We start from the raw sequence: 25691 nt of genomic DNA, 5'->3' as shown, positions 1-25691 counted from the left end.
ATTAAAACTTTAACATGTCCTCCATTCCGAGGAATCCTTTTTTATCTTTAACAAATTCGGCTGCAATAACTGCTCCCAATGCAAAACCCTTTCTGTTTTTTGCACTGTGATGAATGACAATTTCATCCACATCAGAATCATATTTTATGGTATGAATCCCCGGCACCTGTCCTTCACGTACACTTTCAATTAAAAGGCCCATCTTATCTTCACCAGGTGTATTGATCCATTTTTCTTTCCTGTCGATCCGGTCAATGATATCCTCAGCCAATGAGATCCCGGTTCCGCTCGGTGCATCCAGTTTCTGTGTATGATGAACCTCAACCATGGATACATCATATTGAGGAAAGCCGTTCATTATATTCGCCAGATACTTGTTGACCGCAAAAAATATATTTACCCCCAAACTAAAATTTGAAGCATAAAAGAAGGTTTGCCCTGCAGCACACTGTGTTTTAATTTCATCAATCTTATCAAGCCACCCTGTTGTTCCCGACACCACCGGAACATTATGTTTAAAGCACTTCTGATAGTTCTGGTAAGCAACCGCTGGTACAGTGAACTCAATGGCCACATCGGCACTTTTAAAGGCCTCCGATTCAAAATCATCCTGGTTGTCTGCGTCAATGGCAGCGCATACTTCATGTCCTCTGTCGATGGCGATTTTTTCAATCTCGTGGCCCATCTTTCCGTATCCTATTAATGCTATTTTCATTTCTTTTAATATCAGGTATCAAGAATCAGGTATCAGGATTGAAATCCTGTGTCTTGATTCATATGTCTTGATTCTTATTTTTAAGTTGCAAATATACTATTTTATACCTAACCCTTCAGGCTCACCTCAAAGGTCGCTGAAATCCTTTCAGCTGCCTTGTCGGAAGCACCCGGGCCACCGATTATCCGGTGTAAAATGTGATACTCTTCCAGCATTTTATTTCTGTATGCCGGCTGCTGCATCAGGTTTTCAAATTCCTTTTGCAGGGCCTCATCTGTCAGTTTCTTCTGGATCAGTTCCTTAACCACTTCCTTTTCCATAATAAGGTTAACCAGGGAAACCCAGGGCACCTTAACGATCCGGTTCATCACAAACTGGGTGATATTATTACCCCATAACCGGTAGCATACCACCTGCGGAACATTTAAGAGTGCTGTTTCAAGTGTTGCTGTACCCGAAGCCACCATTGCTGCTTCTGCATGCTGTAACAGCGCATAGGTTTCATCAAAAACCAGTTTTATATCCTTGCCATCAAGTAAATGTTCATATACCGACCGATCCAGTACAGAAACCCCGGCAACAACATACTGATACTGCGGATATTTTTCTGCTATCCTTATAAAGAAAGGCAGAATCTGTGTTACTTCATGGTGACGACTTCCGGCCAGTAAGGCTACCATCGGTTTATCCTGCAGACCTGATCGCTTGATAAAAGAAGCCCTGCTTTCATTTTTGCATGTCCTGTTATCCAGTGCATCCACCACCGGACTTCCTACATAATCAACAGTTATGCCATGCTTTGAAAAGTATTTCTCTTCGAAAGGCAGAATAGCGAAGATTTTGTCGATATATGCTTTAATCTTTTCAACTCTTTTTTCCCTTGAGGCCCAAACTTTGGGTGCGATATAGTAGTAATTCGGAATTCCGGCAGCCTTTGTATACGAAGCAATTCTGAGATTAAAACCGGGATAATCCACAAAAATCATCAGATCAGGTTTCCAGTTTTCGATATCTTTTCTGCAGGCCTGAATATTACGCCCAATGGATCTCAGTTTTAAAATCACATTGATCAACCCCATCACCGCAGTATCTCTGTAATGCTTTACCAGTTCCATCCCTGCTTTCTGCATCATATCGCCACCCCATCCTCTAAATTCAGCATCAGGGTAAATTCGTTTTAATGATTTTATCAGATTGGAGGCATGCAGATCGCCTGATGCTTCCCCGGCTATGAGGTATATTTTCATTTTATAGATATCAGATACAAGACATAAGACACACGTCCTGACTTATATCTTTTTTATGGTTGATTTTTTTAGCCAGCCAACACTGCCATCACCCAGAATAATCTCATTCCAGTCACCAATGCTGTCGGTTACGTTAACCCTGGTTCCTTCATGTAAAATAAACAGTTCTGTCCCGCTATCATCAGGCGAACCTTTAACCGTTACAGTCGGACTGAATACTACAGCTCCGTTACGTTTGGTTATTTTATTTTTCTGAGCTCCCGAATAGGCAAAGGCGATGGATGAGGCGATGATCATCAGGATCCCAAAATAAAACCCCAGTCTTTTAATGCCTGACTTTCCGGCGAAGGTATAAACCGCAATACTTAAAATCAACAGGATAAATGCCGCAATACCAGCATAAGCCCATTGATCTGAACTCAGATTATTACCAGCAGCAATCACCCAGCGTTTCAGAAAAAACACATCTACCTTGTCAATTTTATCTACAACCATATTCTGAGCCATCTGCAGGTTATAATCCAAATCTTTATCTTTCGGCATATAAAGTCTGGCTCTTTCATAGTTTAATATGGCATTAGCCAACTGCCCTGTTTTGTAATACGCGTTCCCCAGATTAAAAAATAATGGACCTGACACCAAACCTGTATCCACCAACGATTCATACACAGGGATAGCATTTTCATAATCCCCTTTGGCATACAAATCGTTTGCTTTTTGCATTTGATCACTTTGTCCCATCACATTAGCGACAAAAATCAAAATCAGACTTAATGCTATAATCAATTGTTTCATGCTCTGTCTGTTATAAATCGTTTTGATGGTATACAATCTCCTTTCCTGTACCTATTCGTAATTCCTAATTCGCAATTACAACTTATTGTCCAGATTACTGATTACTGAAACGGCATTTTTATACGTCTCATCCATTCCTCCGGCGACTGCAGAAGGTGCATAACGGGCATATTCGCAGGTATTCAGCAGTTCGATAAACTCCTTTACCCGCTCTTCTGAAATGCCTTTCCCCCTGAGAATATCTTCGATATTATCCTTATTCAATCTTGACAACGGTATATTGAGTTTATCGCTGGTATATCCCCACATGGCTCTGAGTACTTCTTCATAAAACGCCTCCTTATCCTCTTTCTTCATGTAATCCGCCGCTGCTTTTAAACGTTTTCTGGCCACCTTGTTAGCGCGTTTATTTTTCACGAGCGCTACATTAGCCCTCTGTCTGGCCTGTTTTCTGTAAACGATAAAAATAATTATGTAAAGAACTACAGGAATACCTAGCCACAACCAGAATGATGCTGATCCAAACAAAAAATCACCTTTGGCCCTTAATTTAAGATTGCTTGTTTTGATATACCGGATATCAGTCCCAAGGTATTTAACATCTTCCTTTGATGTATATCGCTGATTCACGCCGGGCGTTGTCGTTCCATCCCCTTTCTCTACATGAATGTTAAACTCCTGGGAGCTCAGAGTTTTATATCTCCCTGTTTGGGGATCAAAATAGGGAATTTTAACCGCCGGTATTATAAAGTCACCTCCAAAACGTGGAATGACAAGGTATTCAAATGTTCTTGAACCGTTTACCCCGGCTGCCGTTGTATTGAGATTGTTGGATATCTTGGGATTAAACTTTTCAAAATCCTCAGGAAACTCCACATCAGGTGTCGGCAGCATCTTAAGGTTACCTTCTCCTGAAAGAACCAGTTTTACCGTTACCGGGTCATTTTCCTTAACATCTTCTGATGTGATGGAGGACTTCAGTGAAAAATCTCCCACGAGATTTCTGAAACCTGCAGGCTGTGGAGACGGCAGTGGTTTAACATTAAGCGTTACCTCATTGGATGAAAGCTGTTTGCTGACATCCTGGTAAGAATCAAATAAATCATCAAATATATTATAACTTCTTCGTTGCGTCCGCATCCGGATATTCAGATTGACTTTTACCGGCTTAATGGTAATTTCACCTGATCGCTGCGGAAACAATACTTTCTGTTGAATCACATATGTTTTGTAGGTCAAACCGTTGTAGGTTTCTACATTCTGAACCAGTGAACCGGATTTATTTTCAATATCCTGGGTCAGAAAACCATTAAATTCAGGAATATCTGCATTGGTAATATTGGAAACATCAACACGTGTGTATAGTTTCAGGGTAAACAACACCGCATCCTGCTGGTAGGGATTGGATTTGTTGACCGTGGTACGGATAAAGATATCCCGGTTTGATATCCCCGCCTGTGAAGATGATCCCTGTCCTGTTTGCTGATTTGCTGCAACAACTTTAATGGTCAGTGAATTGGATGTCAGTTTTTTTCCATCAACCTCAATTGTGGCAGGAGGTATGGTGTAGGTTCCCTCTTTTTGAGCAACCAGAACATAAGTGTAAATGAAGGATTGGGTTCTGGAAGATTTTCCGTTTATAAACTGATAGCTTGAGCTCTGCTGCATTGTTGGCCCGGCCTTTTGCTGAAAACCATCAAATGCCGGTGGCCGTAAATTGGTTCCCTGCTTATTCAGTTCATACTGCAGATAAAATGGATCCCCAACGACAGCCACGCCACTTGATTTAGCCTCAAATTTTGTATCTTCAGCACTCATGCGCAGTGCTGTAAATGCCATCAGGAACAGGATTAATATTTTATTCATTTTATATGCTTTCATTGTGTCCACAAATGTAATAACGCAGATTTACAATCACCAATCTTTTTCAACCCGTTTTGATTTGGCGGCTTTAGCCTTCTGCAACTTCACTTTATCCTGAACTTCCTTTTCGTCCTGTTGCAACGCATTAAGGATCTGTTCCACATTTTGCTTGCTCATTTGCCCCTCTTTCTGCTGTTGCTGCTGATCCTGATTCTCCTTTTGCTGATCCTTGTCCTGTTGCTGTTTTTGCTGATCCTGCTGTTGTTTTTGCTGATCTTGTTTATCCTTTTGCTGCTGATCTTTATTCTGGTCCTGCTTGTCTTTATCCTGATCTTTGTTCTGATCCTGGTTCTTCTGATCCTGATTTTTATTATTTTCTTCATCCAGGAGCTTCCTCAGCTTGGTCAGCTCTATATTTCCGGGATATTTATTCAATCCTGCCATGACGATTGATTTTGCTTCATCTGTTTTTCCGTTAACATATGATGCAGCTCCCTGATCAAAATACTCTTCAATGGCCTGTGCTTTCGAAACCATACTAACCAGGAGCATCATCGCTATTATCGTTACTATTTTTCCCATCATATTTTTATTCTGATATTCCTGTCACTTTACGTAATCTCTCAATAAAATCATTATAGGCTGCAACCGTTTTATCCACTTTCAATCCTTCCTCCATAACATTTAATGCATCCCTGAATAAATACCGACTTACAAGATCATCTGCCTGTTTTTTGAGTTTTTTTGCATACTCCGAAGGTTCAGGTCGGTCCTGATTTTGCTGTTGCTGTTGCTGCTGTTCCTGTTTTAACATAGCCTGTGCATATGCAAGATTATACCGGGTTTCATTATCAGAAGGATCATTAATAAGGGAATTTTTGTATGCTTCAACCCCCTTATCATACTTTTTGGTCTCAAGGTACGCATTACCCAGATTATGATATACTTTTGCCAGTTCCTTCTTATCTTCAGTTGTCTGAGCCAGAATCTGAAACTGCTGAATGGCCTCATCGTATTTTTTTTGCTTAAGCATTGCATTACCCAGGTTAAATTTTCCCTGGTACAACTGATCCTTACCTTCCAGGCTTTTTCTGTAAGCTACTTCCGCTTCTGTATATTTTTTGTCCTTATATAATTCGTTCCCTTTACGAATCTGCTGCCTCTCCTGCTGTGCAAAAACAGATACCGTAAAAAACAAAATTAATATACTGATAACTGATCTCATCATATTTCTATTATACTCACTTTAAATCCTTTAATCCTCAATCCTGATTCTTGTATCTTATGTCTTATGTCTTACGTCTTATGTCTTATGTCTTATGTCTTACGTCTTATGTCTTACGTCTTATGTCTTACGTCTTATGTCTTACGTCTTATGTCTTACGTCTTATGTCTTACGTCTTATGTCTTACGTCTTATGTCTTACGTCTTATGTCTTACGTCTTATGTCTTACGTCTTACGTCTTGTGTCTTCTTTAAACAAATTAATTCCACTGAACAACCTGTTTTTTCTTTCCAGAATAAAAATTTCAAAAAACAAAACGGCTAAAACAATCCAGGCCAGCCAGTCGAACTGTTCTTCGTAATCGCTGTAAACCCTTGATTCCATCTCTGCTTTATCCAGTTTATTAATATCATCATAAAGATTATTCAATCCAACATTACCATTGGTAGCTCTGTATGAATTTCCACCTCCGGCTGAAGCTATTTCCTTTAACATGTTCCAGTCGAGCTTGGAAACCACCACATTACCTTCTCTGTCTTTTCTGAAATCATTGGTGCCCGGAATTGGGATAGGTGCTCCCTGTGCAAGTCCCATACCGATTGTATACACCACAATACCACTCTCCCTGGCTTCCCTGGCCGCTGCAACGGCATTATCTTCATGATTTTCGCCATCGGTTATAACAATGATTGCTCTTCCGGCTCCATTTTCCGGGCCAAATGATTTAATACCAAGCTCAATTGCCTTTCCGATGGCTGTACCCTGTACAGGAACTGAATTGGTATTAATAGTTGACAAAAACATTTTTGCCGACACATAATCAGTGGTTACCGGTAACTGTGTATATGCATCACCGGCAAAAACGATCAATCCTATTTTGTCATCATGCAGTTTATCAAGTAATCTGGATATCGCCTGTTTGGCACTCTCCAGGCGGTTAGGTTTAATATCCTGGGCCAGCATGGAATTAGACACGTCCAGTGCTATCACAATCTCCACGCCCTTCCGTTTCACCGTTTGCAATTTTGATCCGAACTGGGGTCTGGCCAGAACAAATATCAAAACAAAAAGTGAAAACAGCAGCAAATTGTATTTCCATACCGGTCTGGACTGCGATACATCCGGCATCAAATCCTTCATGAGCTCCGGATCGCCGAATTCATTCAGTTTTCGTTTGCGGTTTTTCCGGTTTGCGAGGAAAAACAGCCATAAAGCAGGTATTAAAACCAGTGCATATAATATATCGGGATTTGCAAATCTGAACATAATACTTTTGTTATGGCATGGTTCTTAAAACGGTTAATCTTAACAAAATCTCTGCCAGAATAAAGATAGCTGCCAGCATAGCAAAAAAGAAGAATTCTTCCGTACGTTTATTAAACTGCTTCACATCCAGCTTTGTCTTTTCCAGTTGATCGATTTCGTTGTAAATGGCTTTCAGGCTCTCATTATCAGTTGCCCTGAAATATTTACCTCCTGTTGTTGATGCAATATTTCTCAGCAGGTTTTCATCAATATTAACATCCATCTCCCTGTACTGGGTCGTTCCGTATGGTGTCTGAACCGGAACCCTGGCTTTACCGCGAGTCCCTACACCAATAGTATACACCCTGATTCCATAAGTGTTTGCCATTTCTGCGGCTGTTTGCGGTGGTACTTCTCCGGCGTTATTTTCACCATCGGTCAACAAAATAACTACTTTTGATTTCGCCTTGCCATCTTTTATTCTGGCTACAGCAGTGGCAAGCCCCATTCCTATAGCTGTTCCCTGTTCCAGCTGTATGGAAGGAATATCTTTAAACAGATTTATCAGTACAGCATGATCTGTTGTCAGCGGACATTGTGTAAATGCTTCTCCTGCAAACACAACCAAACCAATGTTATCATCCGGCCTGCCGTTTATAAACTGGGTAGCCACATCGATGGAAGCCTCCAGACGGTTTGGTTTTAAATCTTCCGCAAGCATACTACCCGAAATATCCATAGACAATACAATATCTATCCCTTCGGTGTTTGTTTCCTGCCAGCTGTTAGTGCTTTGTGGTCTTGCTATAACAATAATAATTGAAGCCACAGCGAGCATCCGCAGAATAAAAGGTACATGACGAAGGTAATACTTATAGCTCTTTTTAATCTGTCCGAAACCGCGCAGTGATGAAACCTGCAGCGTAGCTGTATCTTTTTTCAGATTCAACACATACCAGGCTACTGCCGGTAAGATCAACAGCAACAAAAACAGATAATGCGGATTTGCAAATATTAAATGACCCATAACCTATTTCTGTTTTTCATCGTTATTATCTTCACTCTCCTTTGTGATCTCTTCTATAGGCTTCACTTCCTCAATTTTTGTCTGGTTCACAAAAAAGAATGCGTTCATCATACTCAGATCATTCTCATCCGGCAGCGGATTCATTTTTGCAAATTTTACAAGATCTGCAAGTTTAAGTATCTGCCGCAGATTATCGAGTACTGCATCCCCTTCAAGCTCAGCCTTCTTCATGGCCTCAAGGATCTCATCCGAAGTCTGTTCCATGGCTTTAACCTCAAACCGGTCTTCGATATAAACCCTTAGAATTTCCGTCAACCGGGTATAAAATTCCTTAATCCGGTCTGTCTGCCAGAGTTTTTCTTTTTTAAGGTTTTCCAGGTTTTCAAGTGCCACAACATGCGGTGGCCGCTTTGGTTTTTCCCTGCGCAGCGAAAAAACGGGTTCTTTCCGTTTTATCCGTCTGAACAGCCAGATAAAAAGAAGTACAAATGCTATGATGAGTACTCCGCCAACCAGCCACGGCAACATTTCCCTGAATGTATACGGTACATCCTCAACGCCTTTAATATCGAAAATGGCCTGTGTGGTATCCACATCGAACGTAAAAACTTTTAATGCCAGAGGATTGGTTTGAACGTAGCCACCACCACTTTGCTTATCAATGTTGATCCGGACCGGCGGGATCATATAATGCCCACTGTCAAAAGAAGTAATGAGATAACTCTTTTTCAGCAGGATATTATCGGCATCCAGAGAAGATGTGTCCACAGCACTGCTGTTCAGAATATCAATTCCGCTCTGAAGCGTACTATCTGTAAACTCCGGAAAATTTAATATGACGTCTTTGGGTTGCCTTACCTCTATCCTCAGATGGTTTTGATTCCCAATCAGCATCGTAACTGAATCAAGCGATGCCCTGGCTTTAATCTCCTGTGAAGAGATGTCCGCTACAACACCAAACCAAATTAACAAACCGGCAACAAGTGAAATATTCAGTTTAATTCTGTTCATTTTACGTTATGCTCTTTTCTTAAAAAGTGCCATCAGCGCTTTTACATAATCTTCATCCGTTCTCACAGACACGGCATCAACACCGGTTTTTTTAAACGACTGTTCCAACTGCAGCTGCCGGTTCTTCCAGTCTTCGGCATAGCTGTTTCTAACTTTAGGATCCGAAGTATCAATCCAGATATCTTTTCCTGTTTCGGCATCCTTAAACCGTACCAGACCTGCATTCGGCATTTCTGCTTCACGCTTATCATACACCTGAATAGCAACCATGTCATGCTTCCTGGAAGCAATCATCATGGAATCTTCGAATGATTCATCAATAAAGTCAGATATCACAAAAGCAGTACACCTCTTTTTTATGGCATTGGTGAGATACTTCAGTGTCTCGCTCAGATTTGTCTGCCGGTGTTCCGGCTCAAAATCAATAAGCTCCCTGATAATGTGAAGAATATGTTTACGCCCCTTTTGTGGCGGGATAAATTTCTCGATACGATCAGAAAAAAAGATGACCCCGATTTTATCATTATTCTGAATGGCGGAAAAAGCAAGCGTGGCAGCCAGCTCCGTAATCATATTTTTTTTCTGTTTTGAAACAGTACCAAACTCGCGGCTTCCGGATACATCGATCATCAAAACAACGGTCAATTCCCTTTCCTCTTCAAATATCTTTACAAAGGGGTGGTTGAAGCGCGCTGTTACATTCCAGTCGATGTTACGGATATCATCTCCGAACTGGTATTCACGAACTTCGCTGAAAGTCATACCCCGTCCTTTAAATGCGGAATGGTACTCCCCGGCAAAGATGTTCCGTGATAGGCCACGGGTTTTTATTTCAATCTGACGTACGCGTTTAAGCAGATCGCTTGTTTCCATAAAATCAGGAGTTTATTTACCCTTCTACGGCACTTCAACTTTATTTAAAATTTCACTGATAATCTCATCAGAAGTCAGGTTATTTGCCTCTGCTTCGTAAGTTAAACCAATTCTGTGTCGCAACACATCATGGCAGACCGCACGAACATCTTCAGGAATAACATACCCTCTGCGTTTAATAAAGGCATATGAGCGGGCAGCGGTTGCCAGTGAAATGGACGCACGCGGTGAACCACCAAAGGCGATCATATTCTGAAGATTTGACAAACCATATTCCTGTGGATAACGGGTTGCAAAAACAATATCCACAATGTATCGTTCAATCTTTTCGTCCATATAAACATCCTTCACCACTTCACGGGCATTTATGATGTCTTTGGGTGTTAATACCGCCTGTGCCGTCGGAAATACCTTAGATATATTTTGTCTGATTATCAGTTTCTCCTCATCCTTCTTAGGATAGTCAATAACAACCTTCAGCATAAACCGGTCAACCTGGGCTTCCGGCAACGGATAAGTTCCCTCCTGTTCAATCGGATTCTGTGTCGCCATCACCAGAAATGGCTTTGGCAACGGATATGTCTTTTCCCCAATGGTAACCTGTCGCTCCTGCATAGCTTCCAGCAGAGCACTCTGTACTTTTGCAGGTGCGCGGTTGATCTCATCCGCCAAAATAAAATTGGCAAAAATCGGCCCGTGTTTCACTATAAACTCTTCCTTCTTCTGACTGTAAATCATAGTACCGATAACGTCAGCCGGCAAGAGATCCGGGGTAAACTGAATTCGGCTGAAATCAGCGTCTACGACGTGAGCCAGTGTATTGATGGCCAAAGTCTTGGCCAATCCGGGTACACCCTCAAGCAGTACGTGACCATCTGACAAGAGACCGATGAGTAAGGATTCAACAAGATGTTTCTGACCGACAATAACTTTGTTCATGCCAATCATAATGGTTTCAACAAACGCACTCTCCTTTTCAATGCGCTCATTCAATGCTCTAATATCAACTGTTTGCTCCATGCTATAAGGTTTTTATCTGTCTTTTCATTATTAATGCCTTTAGTAAGGCAGCACCAAAAGTAAATGATAACACTATAAAATTGATTTAACCATTGTTAAAAAAAATTAATGGTTAAGTATATTTTCAGAAGGTTAACATATTGTAAGATCAGGCTTTAGTAAGATAATGACGCAGCTCATCCTTCGTTATATCATGCGTCAGTTTACCTTCATGCGCATAGGAAATAGCCCCGGTTTCTTCGGATACAATGATGACCTGTGCGTCGGTGGACTGTGCCACACCAAGTCCTGCACGGTGTCTCAATCCAAGGTTTTTTGAGATATCGGTATTGTGCGAAATGGGTAATATACAACTGGCTGCCTTTATCTTATTCCGGTTAATGATAACCGCACCATCGTGCAACGGACTGTTTTTATAAAAAATACTCTGAATAAGCGATGCCGAAATATTGGCATTCAACAATTCCCCGGTTTTAGTGATATCGACCAGTTCAGACTGATTTGTGATAATAATCAGGGCCCCTGTTTTTGATTTTGCCATACTTTCGCAGGCCTGTACAATCGGGTTGATGTAAATATTCATCATACCACTTTTATTGGTGGCCATGACCTTTTCCCACGAAAACCACTTATCAAATTTATAACGTGATCCCAGCAACAACAGAAATTTCCGGATCTCTTCCTGAAACAGTACGATAAGAGCAATAACACCAACACTGACAAGAGCATCGAGTATCGATCCCAAAAGTTCCATTTCAAGGGCCTTTACCAGCAACCAGAAAACGATAAACGAAAACAGTCCAAAAAAGATCTTCAGTGCAACGGTACCCCTGATAAGCTTGTATAACTGAAACAGCAACAAGGCTACCAGCGTAATATCAAGAATATCAATGGGTCTGAGTTCTAAAAACATGAAAATAAATTATGAATGTGTATTTACATAGATCCGGATACACTCTTTTGCTGCCTTCACATCATGAACACGAAGAATATCGGCGCCATTCTGCAGGGCAATAATATTTGCTGCAACCGTTCCTTCCAGGCTATGTTCCTGGGTCGACTCAATAGTTCTGTAAATCATCGATTTCCTTGAAAGACCTGCTAAAACAGGCAGTTCAAACACCTTGAACTCATCCAGTCTGGCGAGCAGTTCGAAATTATGTTCCAGTGTTTTACCAAAACCAAAGCCGGGATCCAGGATGATATCATTAACCCCCAGTATCCTCAGTTTATCCACCCGCTCGGAAAAATACTTTACAATCTCACGAAAAAGATTCTCATAAAACGGTTCAACCTGCATGGTTTCGGGTGTTCCTTTCATATGCATCATGATGTAGGGAACCTGAAGTTCTGCAATAGTCTCAAACATGTTGGAATCCATGTTTCCGGCAGAGATATCGTTTATGATGTTAACATTAAATTCATTCACAACTTTACGGGCCACCCCAGACCGGAATGTGTCAACCGACAATACAACATCGGGATGCGTAAGCCGTATTTCTTCCAAAACCGGCAGTAACCTGTTGAGTTCTTCCTGTTCACTAATAAGCTTTGAACCGGGACGTGACGACCAGGCTCCAACATCAACAATATCAGCACCTTCCTCAACCATTGCAGTCACCCTTGCAAGGGCATTATCGGGACTAAAGAATTTACCGCCGTCAAAAAAAGAATCAGGGGTTATATTCAGTATACCCATAACGACCGGATCCTCTATGGAATAAAGGGATCCGTTTATATTCAAATGGTTTTGTTTTCTGAAAACTTTAGCCACAAATTAGAATTTGATATAATTTTTTACAAAAATAGGTGTTTTAATTAAAGTAGGAAACATTAATTAAAGTCTAAAAAAATTAAACTTTAACATTGTGTTTGTAAATAAATTATTAAAAAAATAATTCTTTAAACAATAAGGTTTGGTTTAAATAGTTATATTTGCAACGATTAGATACATAATTTTTATAAAGCTATGAAGCTGAAGACCATTTTGTATTATACCATTATTGCTACTGTTCTGTCTTCCTGTGGAGCAGGTTCAGGAGGAAAAAACGAATCCGGAACAACAGGCTGGGTTTACAACGATGATAAATACGGAGGTTTTGAAGTAACCGACGAACGTCAGTTTTACAACAACCGTGTGATGCCCCCGGGCATGATATATATTAAAGGCGGTACATTTACGATGGGCCGTATATCCGGCGATGTACTGACCGATGCCAACAACATGCCCCGCAGGGTAACGGTATCAAGCTTTTACATGGATCAGTTTGAGATCAGCAACCTGCAATGGAGAGAGTACCTGCACTGGCTGGGTATTGTATACCATAATATGCCGGGCGTTGCCAAAAGCGCTTTACCGGATACAACGGTCTGGAGGAGAGAACTGGCATATAACGAACCATATGTTGCCGGTTATTTCCGCCATGTGGCATACAATAATTATCCAGTGGTAGGCATAAGCTGGGAACAGGCTGATGAATTCTGCCGCTGGAGAACCGACAGGGTGAACGAAAAAATTCTGGCGGACCGCGGATACCTGATGCTACCTGATTTTGAAAAGATCAAATCAATGGAAAGTCAGGATTCCATCAACGATGAGATGGTGTTCAATACATCTAAATACCTGTTTAATTCAACATACAGACCTTTGGACAGAAAAGGTAACAGCGTTACCAAAACCAACTGGGACGAAGGTCATCTTTTGCCGGAATACAGATTACCGTTTGAGGCAGAATGGGAATATGCCGCCTATGGCATGATAGGTATTGAAGGTGAAGAAAACTATGGTCAGCGCAGAATATTCCCTTGGGACGGTCACAGTCTCAGAAATCCTGCCAAAGAATTCAGAGGATTAATGCTGGCTAACTTCGCAAGAGGACGCGGTGATATGGGTGGTATGTCGAGCAGGCCAAACGATGGCTTTACAGCTACCGCACCGGTTGACTATTTCCAGCCCAACGATTATGGCCTGTTTAACATGGCCGGCAACGTAAACGAATGGGTAGCCGATGTTTACAGAACACAGAGTTATAAATTTGTTGAGGAATATAACCCGTACAGGGGAAATGAATTCAAAGAGATTGAGTGGGAATATAAAGACATTGACGGCAGTACGGTTAGAATTCCTGCCTCCGATTCTCTTGGAAGAGTAAAATATGTACTGCTTGACAGTCTAGATGATGTAAGGAACGCCAAAGATGGTGATCCAGCATCACATCTGGAAGACTGGACTGCACAGATTTCTCCTGAAAAGGCCACAGACAAAATGTACGGAGGAACAACCAACGAAGAAAAGATACTGGCATCCCGTGTATCCAATGATGTAAGAGTATTCAAAGGAGGAGGATGGCGCGACAGGCCTTACTGGTTGCAACCGGCAACACGGCGCTTCCTGGATCAGGGTAAAGCCAGGGACGATTTGGGATTCCGCTGTGCTATGACTTATTTAGGAACAGATATGTAAAACATATAAACCCTGGCATTTGCCGGGGTTTTTTATTTCAATTGTATGATCAACCCCGGAATTGAAAAGCTTTACGAAATCTTTAACACCTATCCGCTTATTACTACCGACAGCAGAAACTGTCCAAAGGACAGCATTTTCTTTGCATTAAAAGGAGAAAGCTTTAACGGAAACCGATTTGCTGCGGCAGCACTGGAAAAAGGCTGCCGTATTGCGGTAATAGATGAACGCGCATATTATAAGGCAGAACACCAGTACATCCTGGTAGATAATGTGCTGGATACCCTTCAAAAGCTGGCCAGATATCACCGGAGGCAATTTTCAATTCCGGTTATAGGCATAACAGGTACAAATGGAAAAACAACCACCAAAGAGTTAATTTCAACTGTACTTTCACAAAAATTTAACACTCACTTCACAAAAGGGAATTTCAATAATCACATTGGTGTTCCGTTAACCCTGCTCCTGATGAACCAAAACCATGAAATGGCGGTGATAGAAATGGGTGCAAATCACCCCGGTGAAATTGGGGAGTTGAGTAAAATAGCTGAACCCGGTTTTGGGATCATCACTAATATAGGCAAAGCCCACCTTGAAGGATTCGGATCATACGAAGCCGTTATTGATACAAAAAAAGAACTTTACGATTTTATTAAAGATACCGGAGGTAAGTTGTTTGTAAATTCATCCAACAACCTCCTTCTCAGCCTTTCGGAGGGAACAGAACGCATTTTATACGGAGATGACAAAATAACCTTGGAACCGGATCGAAGCACCCCCTTCCTCGAACTGCGCTATACAAGTAACCATACCCGCGAGGTGGTTCACACACAAATAACAGGAAAATATAACCTGGAAAATATTCAGGCAGCCATCTGTATCGGAAGCTATTTTGGTGTAACGGATGAAAAGATCATCAGGGCAATTGAAAAGTACAAACCCAACAACAACAGATCTCAGGTCGTCCGTACGAAGACCAACACACTTATACTGGATATGTACAACGCCAATCCAACCAGCATGGCGGCAGCAATTACTGAATTTCAGGCATCAGATTCAGCGCATAAAGTAGCTATATTAGGTGATATGAAAGAGCTTGGAGAATATGCTGAAAAAGAACATAAAACAATTCTGGAATTGTTTGAAAGAAAACTTTTTTCTCGCTTAATTTGCATAGGTGAAGAATTTATGAAATTCAGCACTGAATATCCCAAAATTGAATTTTATCCTGCGACTGAAGTGGCGTTGGAACAAATTGCTTTAAAACCCATAACAGATTCTTACATCTTGTTAAAGGGTTCCAGAAGCATGAAATTAGAAAACCTGTTACCTGAATTATAGGTATCTTTCAAAATTTCTACTATATTTAAGGAGCTAAAATATTAAAACGATGAGTTATCTCCAATTCGAGAAGCAAGATCTCATTAATCTTGAAATCTCATTAGACAAAGAACTTTTACGAACAAGTCGTACCGGTGCGTACAGTTGTTCTACCATCAGTGGTTGTAACACCAGAAAATACCATGGTTTACTGGTGTGTCCTGTGCCAGGGCTTGACAGCGACCCGCATGTGCTGCTTTCATCACTGGATGAAACCGTTGTTCAGCATGACTCAGAATTTAATCTTGCCCTTCATAAATTTGATCATGAACACTACTCTCCCAAAGGACACAAATACATCAGAGAGTTTGAATGTGAGACAATCCCAAAGGTGACTTATCGTGTAGGAGGTGTAATTCTGACCAAAGAGAAGGTATTTATCTCTGGTGAAGATCGTGTGCTTATAAAATATACCTTAATAGATGCACATTCACCGGTCACCATGAAGTTTAAGCCCTTACTGGCATTCAGAAACTATCATGCCCTGAGTGGTTCAAACATGAATGTCAACCATAATCACAGGGAAATCGAAAACGGTATTGCCACCAGAATGTATGATGGCTATCCTGAACTCTCCATGCAATTTTCGAAAGATGTAGATTATGTTCCGGTGCCGCACTGGTACTATGGTGTGGAGTATATTAAAGAGCAGCAAAGAGGCTATGATTTTAAGGAAGATCTTTTTGCGCCCGGTTATTTTGAACTGAACATAAAAAAAGGAGAAAGCATTGTCTTTTCTGCCGGCACCAGTGAAATCAACACCAAAGGCCTTAAACAAAAGTTTACTGCAGAAGTAAAAGGCCGCTCACCACGAAACAATTTTATAAACTGTCTGAAGAATTCAGCACATCAGTTTATTGTATACAAGGAAAACAGAGCAGATATCAAAGCGGGTTTCCCGTGGCTTCCTATCCGGGGCAGAGATTCTTTTATTGCGATGCCCGGTCTGTCGCTTAGCATAGGCGGGACGCAGCCTTTCAGATCCACATTTAAAAATGTCATTTCTGACATGAATCTGTATCTTGACCAACATATCCTGCCCCCCGGTATTCAGGATTATGATGCACCGGATGTTTTATTATGGGCAGCGTGGTCCTTACAAAAACTCACCAGTACCATCGGGCTTGAATTCAGCAATTACGAAACGGTATACGGCAAAGCCATTAAATATATAATTGACGGCAATGTCAAACGGCTCAACTTACACGAAAACGGTTTACTGCATGTTGACGGGAAACATATTCCTGCCTCATGGATGAATGCTGTAACAGATGGCAAACCTTCAGTTTACCGCAGTGGTTATCTGGTTGAATTAAATGCACTCTGGTACAACGCCCTGTGCTACTACAGAGATCACTGTTCACCTAAATGCAAACAGAAAAAACAGATAAAAGAGATTATTGCCAAAATTGAAGGCAATTTTTGCAGCGTCTTTAAGAATGGAGACAGCAGTGGGTTGTATGATTTTGTTGATCCTGATAACAATTACAGGTGCAAAACCATCAGGCCGAATATGCTTTTTGCAGTATCGCTGGATTATTCACCCATAGAAAAAGACCTGCAGAAGAAAGTTCTTGATGTTATTGAAAAAAATTTGTTGACACCACGCGGACTTCGTTCGCTTTCTCCGCGTGAACCTGATTTTGTTGGCGACCTCCATGGGAATCAGCACTTCAGAGATAAGTACTATTTTAATGGTTCGGTGTGGCCCTGGTTACTTGGTTCCTTTACAGATGCGTATTTAAAAATTTACAAAAACAGTGGCGTTCATTACCTGCAATCCATCTTAAACGAATTTGACCATGTTATGACCCATAACTGCATCGGTTCTGTTTCGGAATATTATAACGGAAATCCACCTCACGAAGGACATGGCGCCATTTCTTCAGCGATAAATGTTGCTGAACTGTTAAGAATTGCAATGAAATTACAGGATTTAGAAAAAAATAAAACTCTATGAAGGTACTCATGTTTGGGTGGGAATTTCCACCCCATATATCAGGCGGTCTGGGAACAGCAAGCTACGGATTAACACGAGGACTTTCCGCACAGAAAGACCTTGATATAATCTTTGTTGTACCAAAAGCCTACGGCGACGAGGACACATCACGCATGAGCCTTATTGGGGCCAATAAAATTCCGATTACCAGGACAAAAGTTGAAATAAAAGAAAACAATACACGGATTGAATACCTCGAGGTTTCGTCCCGCATTGTACCTTATGTTGATCCGGACGAATACTGGAAGCTTCTCGACTACAATGTGTCCACAGAATATAAAACAGTACAGACTAAAGATGATGGCACTATTGAATTCAGTGGAAAATATGGTGCCAATCTTCTGGAAGAAATATATAATTATTCACTGGTAGCAGAAGTCATTGCCCGCGACTACGATTTTGACGTGATTCACGCGCATGACTGGCTGGCTTATCCGGCGGGTATGGCGGCAAAAAGGGTTTCAGGCAAACCACTTGTGATCCATGTTCATGCCACCGATTTTGACCGGAGTCGCGGGAATGTAAACCCTGAAGTTTACAGGATGGAAAAGGAAGGGATGGATTATGCCGACAAAATCATCTCAGTGAGTAATCTAACCCGTAACACAGTTATAGAAAAATACTTTGTTGACCCGGCAAAAGTAACAACAGTATACAATGCTGTTGAGCCAATAAGCAACATCGACAAATTAAAAATCAAGAAGGGTATTGATGATAAAGTGGTTACCTTTTTAGGCAGGATCACCATGCAAAAAGGCCCGGAATATTTTGTTGAAGCTGCTTACAGAGTTTTACAGAAGATGAACAATGTAAGATTTGTTATGGCAGGTTCCGGCGATATGATGAGAAAAATGATCTCGATGGCTGCAACACGCAAAATTGCTGACAGGTTTCATTTTACCGGTTTTCTGAAAGGAGATCAGGTATTTGAGATGCTTAAAGTCAGTGATGTGTACATCATGCCATCCGTTTCTGAACCCTTTGGCATTTCGCCTCTTGAGGCAATGCAGTCCAATGTACCCGTCATTATTTCAAAGCAATCAGGCGTGGCTGAAATTTTAACTCATGCCTTTAAGGTTGACTACTGGGATATTGATGCTACAGCAGATATGATTTATGGGTTACTAAAATATCCTGCTTTAAGTTCTATGTTTAAAAAAATGGGGCGGATTGAAGTGGATAACCTTAAATGGGAAAATGCAGCGCTTAAGGTTAGAGAAGTATATAACTCAGTTTACAGTCCAAAATAATCCTATATGAAAACGATTTGTTTCTATTTCCAGGTTCACCAACCTTTCAGATTAAAAAGGTATCGTTTTTTCGATATTGGTAACGATCATTACTACTATGATGACTACACCAATGAATCTATAACAACAAAGGTAGCCGGCAACTCATATCTCCCGGCAAATAAATTAATCCTTAGCTTAATAAAAAAACACAAAGGTGCGTTTAAGGTGGCCTACTCCATTTCAGGTCTTGCCCTGGAGCATTTTGAATTGTACGCTCCCGAAGTGCTGGAAAGTTTTAAAGAACTGGCAGCCACGGGTCAGGTTGAATTCCTGGCTGAAACATACGCCCATTCACTGGCTGCCTTAAAAACAAAAAGCGGCTTTAAGCAGCAAATAGAAAAACACAGTGAAAAAATAGAAGAATTATTCGGACAAAAACCAACTGTATTCAGAAATACCGAACTCATCTATTCGGATGAAATGGGTCTTACCATTTCTGAACTTGGTTTTAAAGCTATGCTGACGGAAGGTGCAAAACATGTATTGGGATGGAAAAGTCCGAATTTTATGTACTGCAACAGTCTCAATCCAAAACTTAAGGTGCTGCTCAGAAATTATAAACTGAGTGATGACATAGCCTTCCGCTTTTCAAATTCTGCCTGGAGTGAATATCCGTTAACTGCAGATAAATATGTTGGGTGGATAAATTCACACGATAGTAAAGAGGAAGTCTTTAATATATTTATGGACTATGAAACATTTGGTGAACACCAGAAATCGGATACAGGCATATTTGATTTTATAAAATCCCTGCCCGAGGTAGCAATTAAAAATAAATTCAAATTTGCAACACCTTCTGAAGTAGCCAAATCGTTCAATCCGATTTCTGCCATTCATGTTCCGTATCCTATTTCATGGGCAGATGAAGAGAGAGATTTAACTGCGTGGTTAGGAAATGAGCTGCAGGATGAAGCCTTTAATAAACTCTACAAACTGAAACATCTGGTCGACAAGGTAGATGATTTTGTGTTGAAAAAGAACTGGCAGTATCTGCAGTGCAGCGACCATTTTTATTACATGTGTACCAAGTTCTTCTCTGATGGTGAGGTTCACGCCTATTTCAATCCTTATGATTCACCTTACGATGCCTTCATGAACTATATGAATGTGCTCAGCGACTTTGAACTGCAATTGAAGGAAGCAACAAAAGGGATGGATGAAAAAACGCTAAAGATTGCCTCACTCGAAAAAGAACTGGAAGAGACCAGGAAACAGTTAAAATCCGTTCAGACCAAGATTGAAGCCAGAAGCGAAGTTAAACCGGCTGTAAAAAAGGCAATTGCAACAAAACCGGCTGCTGTGAAATCTGCGCCAAAATCAACAGCAACGAAAACCACAAAAGCTAAATCAGCTGCAAAACCAAAGACGACACCTAAAACAAAAGGCAAAAAATAAAAATTGAGCTAAAAATAGTGTTTATAATATTTTTAACCTTGCAAATTTAAGTAGCAAGGTTTTTTTACCTGCAGTTTCGAAGTCAACAACAGCTTTTTCACCCTGCAAACTAACAACAGTGCCTTTCCCGAACCGGATATGTTCCACCATGTCTCCGCTTCGGATCTTATCAACCGGATCAGCCTTAAAATCTGCTGCATCCCTTACGGGTGTCTTGTTTTCCGGTTTTCTGAAACGTGCACCAACGGCAGATTCCGTCTTCCGTCTGTTCACAAAGTTTGCCTTTCCGGCCCGGGCCGAACCCAAAGAACCGTTCCCAAGCAACAGACTAACAGACTGCGGATTATCATAATACTCAAGGTCAATATCTTTTAAGAACCTGCTCGGTTTACAAAAAACAGGTGTTCCGTAGCGGTACCGGGATTTTGCATAAGATACCGTGCAGTTAACTTCGGCCCGGGTTACCGCCACATAAAACAAGCGTCGCTCCTCCTCCATGTCCTTTGGATTATCCATAGCTCTGGCAGAGGGAAACAGTTCCTCTTCAAGGCCGGTAACAAACACATTCTTAAACTCAAGCCCTTTAGAAGCATGAACTGTCATTAAGGTTACCTTATTCCGGTCTTCTTCCTTCTCACTATCCTGATCCGTCAGAAGTGACACTTCCTGCAGAAAATACTCCATGCTGTCAGTTGTTCCTTCCTCGCGTGCAGAATCTGTAAAATCCCTGATGGCGTTCAACAGTTCTTCAATGTTCTCAAGCCGGCTTACGCTTTCAGGTGAATTATCCGATTTGAGTTCCTTTACCAATCCGGATTTGTGCGCTACCTCATATGCCAACTCGTAAGCATTTCCTTCTTCGGCCACCGTTCTCATCTGTACGATCAGGTTTCCGAACCGGATCAGTTTATTGGCCGTACCGGAGTTAACGTTCAGGTTATACCGCAAAGGATCAAGACAAACCTTTAACATGGGTTCCTGATTAAGGGCAACCAGATCTGTTAACTTATCAAGGGTTGTTTTCCCGATTCCCCTGGCCGGAAAATTAATCACCCGTTTCAAGGCTTCATCATCTGCCGGATTGATGATCAGCCGGAAATACGCGAGCAGGTCTTTAATTTCCTTCCGCTGATAAAACGAAAGGCCTCCGTAAATTTTATACGGAACATTTCGTTTTCTCAGTGCCTCTTCAAACACCCTCGACTGTGCATTCGTGCGATACAGAATGGCAAAATCCTGATAATCGAAATGATCGCGCAGTCGAAGCTCATTCAAACGGTTCACCACCAATACGCCTTCTTCGACATCACTGTAGGCGTTGATAAAATTGATCTTGCTCCCTGCGTCGTTTTCAGAGAATATATTCTTTTTATACTGCTCTTTATTTTTGTCGATGAGGCTGTTTGCGGCCAACACAATAGTTTGGGTTGATCTGTAATTTTGTTCCAGCTTATACACCTTACACCCGGGAAAATCTTTTGGAAACCTTAATATGTTATCCACTTTGGCTCCGCGAAAACTGTAAATACTTTGTGCATCATCACCAACCACACAGATATTCCGGTGTTTTTCCGACAGCTTCTTAATAATGAGATACTGAGCCATATTGGTATCCTGATACTCATCCACAAGCACATACCTGAACTGATCCTGGTATTTTGCCAGGGCCTCGGGATGATCCCTGAAAAGGATATTGGTAAAAAGCAACAGATCATCAAAATCCATGGCTCCTGCCCTTTTGCACCGGTTCGCATAAATTTTATATATCAAACTGATCTGCGGCATTTTATTCATGCCATCTGTCTGAACCAGCTGGGCATTGGACTCGTAAGATGCCGGCGTTATTAAATTATTTTTGGCCAGCGAAATCCTGGATTGCACATAGCCAGGCTTATAGACTTTATCATCGAGTTTTAATTCCTTTATAATGGTTTTAATGAGAGATTTTGAATCGGCGGTATCGTAAATTGTAAAAGTAGCCGGAAACCCCAGAAGCTCACTCTCTTTTCGCAATATTCTTGAGAAGACCGAATGAAATGTTCCCATCCACAAATAACGGGCGACCTGGTAACCGGCGATTCTGGCAATACGATCCTTCATCTCCCTTGCAGCCTTATTGGTAAATGTAAGGGCCAGCACTGAACCGGGATGAATGCCTTTATCCAGGAGGTTGGCTATGCGATACGTCAGTACCCTTGTCTTTCCTGAACCGGCTCCGGCCAATACCAGGGACGGACCATCAGTATTTACAACTGCATCCTTCTGAGCACTGTTTAATTCGTTTAAAAAATCTTTCACTATACAGGTTTAAAACCTCAAATTTAATACCTCTGCAGTTGGATGACAAAATCGTTTCTGCATACTTATTAACAAAATTCCTGCTGCAGGGATTAAATATCATGGTTCGGCTAAAAAACAGTATTACCTAAAGTACTTCACTTCATTTTACTACCCTAAGAATGACAGTACTTCCGGTTCATATGGAGCTGGAGGATCTATTTAAACGGGGAAACTCAGAAATATTAACCGAAAAACACAAATTAATAATTATTAAAATGAATGATTATTTTTTAACGCAATCATCCTTTATCTTTGTAGAGCAAAAGCACAATTAGGCTTTTTCATAAGGTTATATTAGGTTAATAGGTTATGGTTAAGGGGTGGGCCACCACCCCTTAATTTTTTTGTGCCTGCGGGCAAATTTCAGTACGACTCCTTTCATTTTGAAAAAAGTTTTGATTTTTTTTTTTGAACCATTGCAAAAATAAATTCTTGTTGTATATTTGCACCGCCTTTGACAATTAAGGCTGATCAATACAGCGATTGATCAAAATTTTAAGGTCTGGTAGTTCAGTTGGTTAGAATACATGCCTGTCACGCATGGGGTCGCGGGTTCGAGTCCCGTCCAGACCGCTCAAAAGCCTGTAAATTTTTAATTTACAGGCTTTTGTATTTTTAGCAACCAAATTTCCCCGATAACCGGCAACCCAAACAGCAAAGTATTCTACATTTGAATCCGGCATACCCATCTGTCATGATTTAATTTTAAGGGGCATTTATGTTTTAAACCCAATTTTGAACCCATAATTTTATAGAAAGACACCATTATGGCAGCCTGGTTATCGTCGCCTACCTTCATTTCAATATTTCCCCTTGTTCTTTATAATACGGATATAATGTTGCCATACTTCGCATGGTGAACTTAAGCAATCAACACAATTTTACATCCGGATCTCAATAAAATTAAAGCAGTTAAACCCGTATTGGGAAATACACAGTAATTTAATTTTCAGGCACAAAATATTGAAAATGAAAAACTATTTATTACTTTTAAAACGGGGAAAATACCTGCGCCGGTTTTAAGGATGAATATTAAACAATTAGCTGCTGAATCACCAAATGGTGTTCGCAGTTTTGCTGTATATCCTATCCATTATGCTGAATGTGACCGGGAGGGCGAAGCGGTAATAAAACGTCTGTTTTTTTATTGACAATCTTCACCTTATCGTGTGTCTGTTCAAACAAATAATGACATCTGATTTTGCTTATCTTTAAAAAAATAAATCCGTTAAAAGCTAAGCATTATCGATCAATTTGAATTGATATACCTAATAAATATCGGTATATACCAGTTAGTGTGAATTAAAAAGAACTTTGTACATGAAAAGAAACATGATTTTACTTATTGGAATTTTTATTCTGATTGGTTGTAAACAGCAAAAAGAAAAGGTTGCAAATTTCATATTTAATGCTTCAAAATTGTCAAATAACACTCACTATTTTTACAAATACGATTCTGATAAATTATCTGGTCAAACAGAGAAAACATACACTATTATGTTTGGACAAGTTGTTGACTCCATGATAACCCATATAGACTTTGAATATAATGAAAGAGGATTGCTGACTAAGGAGATCTCTCAAACTGACTTTGACGAAAAACCAACTATCAAAATCTATGATTACGATAAAAATGATTCTTTGATTAGTACGATTTCAATAAATTCTGAAAATGATACAATTTTTTGGGAGGTCTACAACTATTTTCCTGACGGAAAGAGAACTATTTTTTCGAGATTATTAATGACAAGTTTTGACACTAATCAGGATTTACTGCAAATTCGAAGAAATAGAAAGTATGATACAACAATTTATGTTAACAAATTCAATTACAACGGTAATTCGTGTCTTATGCAAAAGCAATATAATAAAAAGAACCAACTAATACATACCATAAATTTTAATTATCAAGCTGATAGGTTGATGAAGGAAAAGCATACAATTTATTTTAAGGACATTGAAGCTTCTGAAAAGATGAAATACTATGATTATTCAAAATCAGGCATTTATCCTGACTTCTATTCCTTGGATTCTCATAATGACACTATTGATTTGGGTATTAGTGATTTTAATGATGAACACCGCACTAATTCAACTGAAATATATGATTATGGAAATAAAATTATAAAAACCTTTTACGAGAACGACAAAGAAATTGGCATGATTGCTATTGACAAAAGCATGAATTTAAAATTAGTTGAATCATACGAATACTATGAAGATGGTAAATTAAAGGAGTCAAAATCATATCATGAAGAATTAAAGCACACTAACACTCGGTCATAGTGCATGCAGTTTTGTTTTAACCTGCAACCCACATTCCGGATGTCGTCGTTTTAAGATTGAAAGAAAGTTTATTAACCCTGACAAAATAAAACCCACTGCCTGAAACATGGGAACCTAATGCCTGGCAGTACGTTTAAAAACCAGAACAACGGTGAGAGGATCATTAATAATACAACAATTGTGACAACACAGTACATATAAATTAATCTAAAAAAAATAACCATGATTTTAAACTATCTGTTACTAAGCCTGACTGCCATTTTCTTTATTGCTTTTTGGACAGGAATTATAATAAAAAAAAGAAGAATATGGATTGCTTCTTTAATTGCTTTTCTTGTATTAATATTTGTAGATATTGCGCTAATGACGATGAAAACTGAAACGGGGTCTGTAACTAAAACTGAATTTAAATCTCAATAAAATAGTATAACATGCACGTTCAGGACCTTTTGTTCTGACCTTTTCATTCACTGGTGACAGAAACTGTATCGATACAAATGTGAAAGAACGTACAG

Annotated in this window: 21 protein-coding genes and 1 tRNA gene; 8 read left to right on the top strand and 14 right to left on the bottom strand. The window is 40.3% G+C overall.

Going from position 1 to position 25691, the window contains the following annotated elements; translation table 11 throughout:
- Position 1: 1 nt before the first annotated feature.
- The 13 genes from dapB to folP all read right to left on the bottom strand — a co-directional run bounded on the left by dapB (position 2) and on the right by folP (position 12795).
- Entirely contained in the window at positions 2–715 is a 714-nt protein-coding gene (gene dapB, locus ACE1EF_RS09345; RefSeq protein WP_375720386.1) for a 4-hydroxy-tetrahydrodipicolinate reductase, read from the bottom strand.
- 107 nt (positions 716–822) lie between these two features.
- On the bottom strand, positions 823–1962 hold the full coding sequence (lpxB, locus tag ACE1EF_RS09340; RefSeq protein WP_375720385.1) for a lipid-A-disaccharide synthase: 1140 nt from the start codon (positions 1960–1962) through the stop codon (positions 823–825).
- Between the two features lie 42 nt (positions 1963–2004).
- Positions 2005–2757, bottom strand: coding sequence for a tetratricopeptide repeat protein (locus ACE1EF_RS09335; RefSeq protein ID WP_375720384.1), 753 nt, complete (start codon positions 2755–2757; stop codon positions 2005–2007).
- Positions 2758–2832: 75 nt separating this feature from the next.
- Complete coding sequence (locus ACE1EF_RS09330) at positions 2833–4623, bottom strand: BatD family protein (protein ID WP_375720383.1); 1791 nt, start codon at positions 4621–4623, stop codon at positions 2833–2835.
- Positions 4624–4671: 48 nt separating this feature from the next.
- Positions 4672–5205 carry a hypothetical protein gene (locus ACE1EF_RS09325; protein ID WP_375720382.1) on the bottom strand — a complete coding sequence of 178 codons (534 nt, stop codon included), beginning with the start codon at positions 5203–5205 and terminating at the stop codon, positions 4672–4674.
- A gap of 4 nt (positions 5206–5209) precedes the next feature.
- Positions 5210–5848 (bottom strand): tetratricopeptide repeat protein, encoded by a 639-nt coding sequence (locus ACE1EF_RS09320; protein ID WP_375720381.1) that lies wholly within the window; start codon positions 5846–5848, stop codon positions 5210–5212.
- 222 nt (positions 5849–6070) lie between these two features.
- Entirely contained in the window at positions 6071–7111 is a 1041-nt protein-coding gene (locus tag ACE1EF_RS09315) for a vWA domain-containing protein (RefSeq protein ID WP_375720380.1), read from the bottom strand.
- A gap of 10 nt (positions 7112–7121) precedes the next feature.
- Positions 7122–8117 (bottom strand): vWA domain-containing protein, encoded by a 996-nt coding sequence (locus ACE1EF_RS09310; RefSeq protein ID WP_375720379.1) that lies wholly within the window; start codon positions 8115–8117, stop codon positions 7122–7124.
- Positions 8118–8120: 3 nt separating this feature from the next.
- A complete protein-coding gene (locus ACE1EF_RS09305; protein WP_375720378.1) occupies positions 8121–9128 on the bottom strand; it encodes a hypothetical protein in 1008 nt (335 codons plus the stop codon).
- Positions 9129–9134: 6 nt separating this feature from the next.
- Positions 9135–10001: a DUF58 domain-containing protein gene (locus ACE1EF_RS09300; RefSeq protein ID WP_375720377.1), complete on the bottom strand. Its 867-nt coding sequence runs from the start codon at positions 9999–10001 to the stop codon at positions 9135–9137.
- 24 nt (positions 10002–10025) lie between these two features.
- Positions 10026–11021, bottom strand: coding sequence for an AAA family ATPase (locus tag ACE1EF_RS09295; RefSeq protein WP_473774487.1), 996 nt, complete (start codon positions 11019–11021; stop codon positions 10026–10028).
- Between the two features lie 148 nt (positions 11022–11169).
- Complete coding sequence (gene cdaA, locus ACE1EF_RS09290) at positions 11170–11934, bottom strand: diadenylate cyclase CdaA (RefSeq protein WP_375720376.1); 765 nt, start codon at positions 11932–11934, stop codon at positions 11170–11172.
- 9 nt (positions 11935–11943) lie between these two features.
- Positions 11944–12795 (bottom strand): dihydropteroate synthase, encoded by an 852-nt coding sequence (gene folP, locus ACE1EF_RS09285; protein WP_375720375.1) that lies wholly within the window; start codon positions 12793–12795, stop codon positions 11944–11946.
- A gap of 195 nt (positions 12796–12990) precedes the next feature.
- On the opposite strand from folP, the gene ACE1EF_RS09280 reads away from it, so the two are divergent.
- The 5 genes from ACE1EF_RS09280 to ACE1EF_RS09260 are packed head-to-tail and all read left to right on the top strand — an operon-like array spanning position 12991 to position 20550.
- A complete protein-coding gene (locus tag ACE1EF_RS09280; RefSeq protein WP_375720374.1) occupies positions 12991–14484 on the top strand; it encodes an SUMF1/EgtB/PvdO family nonheme iron enzyme in 1494 nt (497 codons plus the stop codon).
- 45 nt (positions 14485–14529) lie between these two features.
- On the top strand, positions 14530–15825 hold the full coding sequence (locus tag ACE1EF_RS09275) for a UDP-N-acetylmuramoyl-tripeptide--D-alanyl-D-alanine ligase (RefSeq protein WP_375720373.1): 1296 nt from the start codon (positions 14530–14532) through the stop codon (positions 15823–15825).
- A 49-nt stretch (positions 15826–15874) separates the two neighbouring features.
- Complete coding sequence (locus ACE1EF_RS09270) at positions 15875–17824, top strand: glycogen debranching enzyme N-terminal domain-containing protein (protein WP_375720372.1); 1950 nt, start codon at positions 15875–15877, stop codon at positions 17822–17824.
- The gene (locus ACE1EF_RS09265; protein WP_375720371.1) at positions 17821–19113 is read left to right on the top strand and encodes a glycosyltransferase family 4 protein; all 1293 of its coding nucleotides are present in this window, start codon (positions 17821–17823) and stop codon (positions 19111–19113) included. Before ACE1EF_RS09270 ends, ACE1EF_RS09265 begins: the two co-directional genes overlap by 4 nt.
- A 6-nt stretch (positions 19114–19119) precedes the next feature.
- Entirely contained in the window at positions 19120–20550 is a 1431-nt protein-coding gene (locus tag ACE1EF_RS09260; RefSeq protein ID WP_375720370.1) for a glycoside hydrolase family 57 protein, read from the top strand.
- A 21-nt stretch (positions 20551–20571) separates the two neighbouring features.
- On the opposite strand, the gene ACE1EF_RS09255 is transcribed toward ACE1EF_RS09260, so the two are convergent.
- Positions 20572–22848 (bottom strand): ATP-dependent helicase, encoded by a 2277-nt coding sequence (locus ACE1EF_RS09255; RefSeq protein WP_375720369.1) that lies wholly within the window; start codon positions 22846–22848, stop codon positions 20572–20574.
- A 541-nt stretch (positions 22849–23389) separates the two neighbouring features.
- Between ACE1EF_RS09255 and ACE1EF_RS09250 the strand changes: the two genes are divergently transcribed.
- The 3 genes from ACE1EF_RS09250 to ACE1EF_RS09240 all read left to right on the top strand — a co-directional run bounded on the left by ACE1EF_RS09250 (position 23390) and on the right by ACE1EF_RS09240 (position 25596).
- Positions 23390–23463: transfer RNA gene (locus ACE1EF_RS09250), tRNA-Asp, on the top strand.
- 747 nt (positions 23464–24210) lie between these two features.
- Positions 24211–25176, top strand: a complete 966-nt coding sequence (locus ACE1EF_RS09245; protein WP_375720368.1) for a hypothetical protein — start codon at positions 24211–24213, stop codon at positions 25174–25176.
- A gap of 222 nt (positions 25177–25398) precedes the next feature.
- Entirely contained in the window at positions 25399–25596 is a 198-nt protein-coding gene (locus ACE1EF_RS09240; protein WP_375720367.1) for a hypothetical protein, read from the top strand.
- Positions 25597–25691: the final 95 nt, after the last annotated feature.

Origin of the sequence: Quyinboa sediminis, assembly GCF_042219855.1 — a bacterium.
In the GTDB taxonomy this organism is placed as follows: domain Bacteria; phylum Bacteroidota; class Bacteroidia; order Bacteroidales; family UBA5342; genus JBHJHP01.
This window is presented reverse-complemented; position numbering and strand designations above follow the sequence as displayed.

Coding starts and splice junctions, on each gene's coding strand:
- dapB (WP_375720386.1), bottom strand. CDS start 715: ATGAAAATAGCATTAATAGGATACGGAAAGATGGGCCACGAGATTGAA.
- lpxB (WP_375720385.1), bottom strand. CDS start 1,962: ATGAAAATATACCTCATAGCCGGGGAAGCATCAGGCGATCTGCATGCC.
- ACE1EF_RS09335 (WP_375720384.1), bottom strand. CDS start 2,757: ATGAAACAATTGATTATAGCATTAAGTCTGATTTTGATTTTTGTCGCT.
- ACE1EF_RS09330 (WP_375720383.1), bottom strand. CDS start 4,623: ATGAATAAAATATTAATCCTGTTCCTGATGGCATTTACAGCACTGCGC.
- ACE1EF_RS09325 (WP_375720382.1), bottom strand. CDS start 5,205: ATGATGGGAAAAATAGTAACGATAATAGCGATGATGCTCCTGGTTAGT.
- ACE1EF_RS09320 (WP_375720381.1), bottom strand. CDS start 5,848: ATGATGAGATCAGTTATCAGTATATTAATTTTGTTTTTTACGGTATCT.
- ACE1EF_RS09315 (WP_375720380.1), bottom strand. CDS start 7,111: ATGTTCAGATTTGCAAATCCCGATATATTATATGCACTGGTTTTAATA.
- ACE1EF_RS09310 (WP_375720379.1), bottom strand. CDS start 8,117: ATGGGTCATTTAATATTTGCAAATCCGCATTATCTGTTTTTGTTGCTG.
- ACE1EF_RS09305 (WP_375720378.1), bottom strand. CDS start 9,128: ATGAACAGAATTAAACTGAATATTTCACTTGTTGCCGGTTTGTTAATT.
- ACE1EF_RS09300 (WP_375720377.1), bottom strand. CDS start 10,001: ATGGAAACAAGCGATCTGCTTAAACGCGTACGTCAGATTGAAATAAAA.
- ACE1EF_RS09295 (WP_473774487.1), bottom strand. CDS start 11,021: ATGGAGCAAACAGTTGATATTAGAGCATTGAATGAGCGCATTGAAAAG.
- cdaA (WP_375720376.1), bottom strand. CDS start 11,934: ATGTTTTTAGAACTCAGACCCATTGATATTCTTGATATTACGCTGGTA.
- ACE1EF_RS09280 (WP_375720374.1), top strand. CDS start 12,991: ATGAAGCTGAAGACCATTTTGTATTATACCATTATTGCTACTGTTCTG.
- ACE1EF_RS09275 (WP_375720373.1), top strand. CDS start 14,530: ATGATCAACCCCGGAATTGAAAAGCTTTACGAAATCTTTAACACCTAT.
- ACE1EF_RS09270 (WP_375720372.1), top strand. CDS start 15,875: ATGAGTTATCTCCAATTCGAGAAGCAAGATCTCATTAATCTTGAAATC.
- ACE1EF_RS09265 (WP_375720371.1), top strand. CDS start 17,821: ATGAAGGTACTCATGTTTGGGTGGGAATTTCCACCCCATATATCAGGC.
- ACE1EF_RS09260 (WP_375720370.1), top strand. CDS start 19,120: ATGAAAACGATTTGTTTCTATTTCCAGGTTCACCAACCTTTCAGATTA.
- ACE1EF_RS09245 (WP_375720368.1), top strand. CDS start 24,211: ATGAAAAGAAACATGATTTTACTTATTGGAATTTTTATTCTGATTGGT.
- ACE1EF_RS09240 (WP_375720367.1), top strand. CDS start 25,399: ATGATTTTAAACTATCTGTTACTAAGCCTGACTGCCATTTTCTTTATT.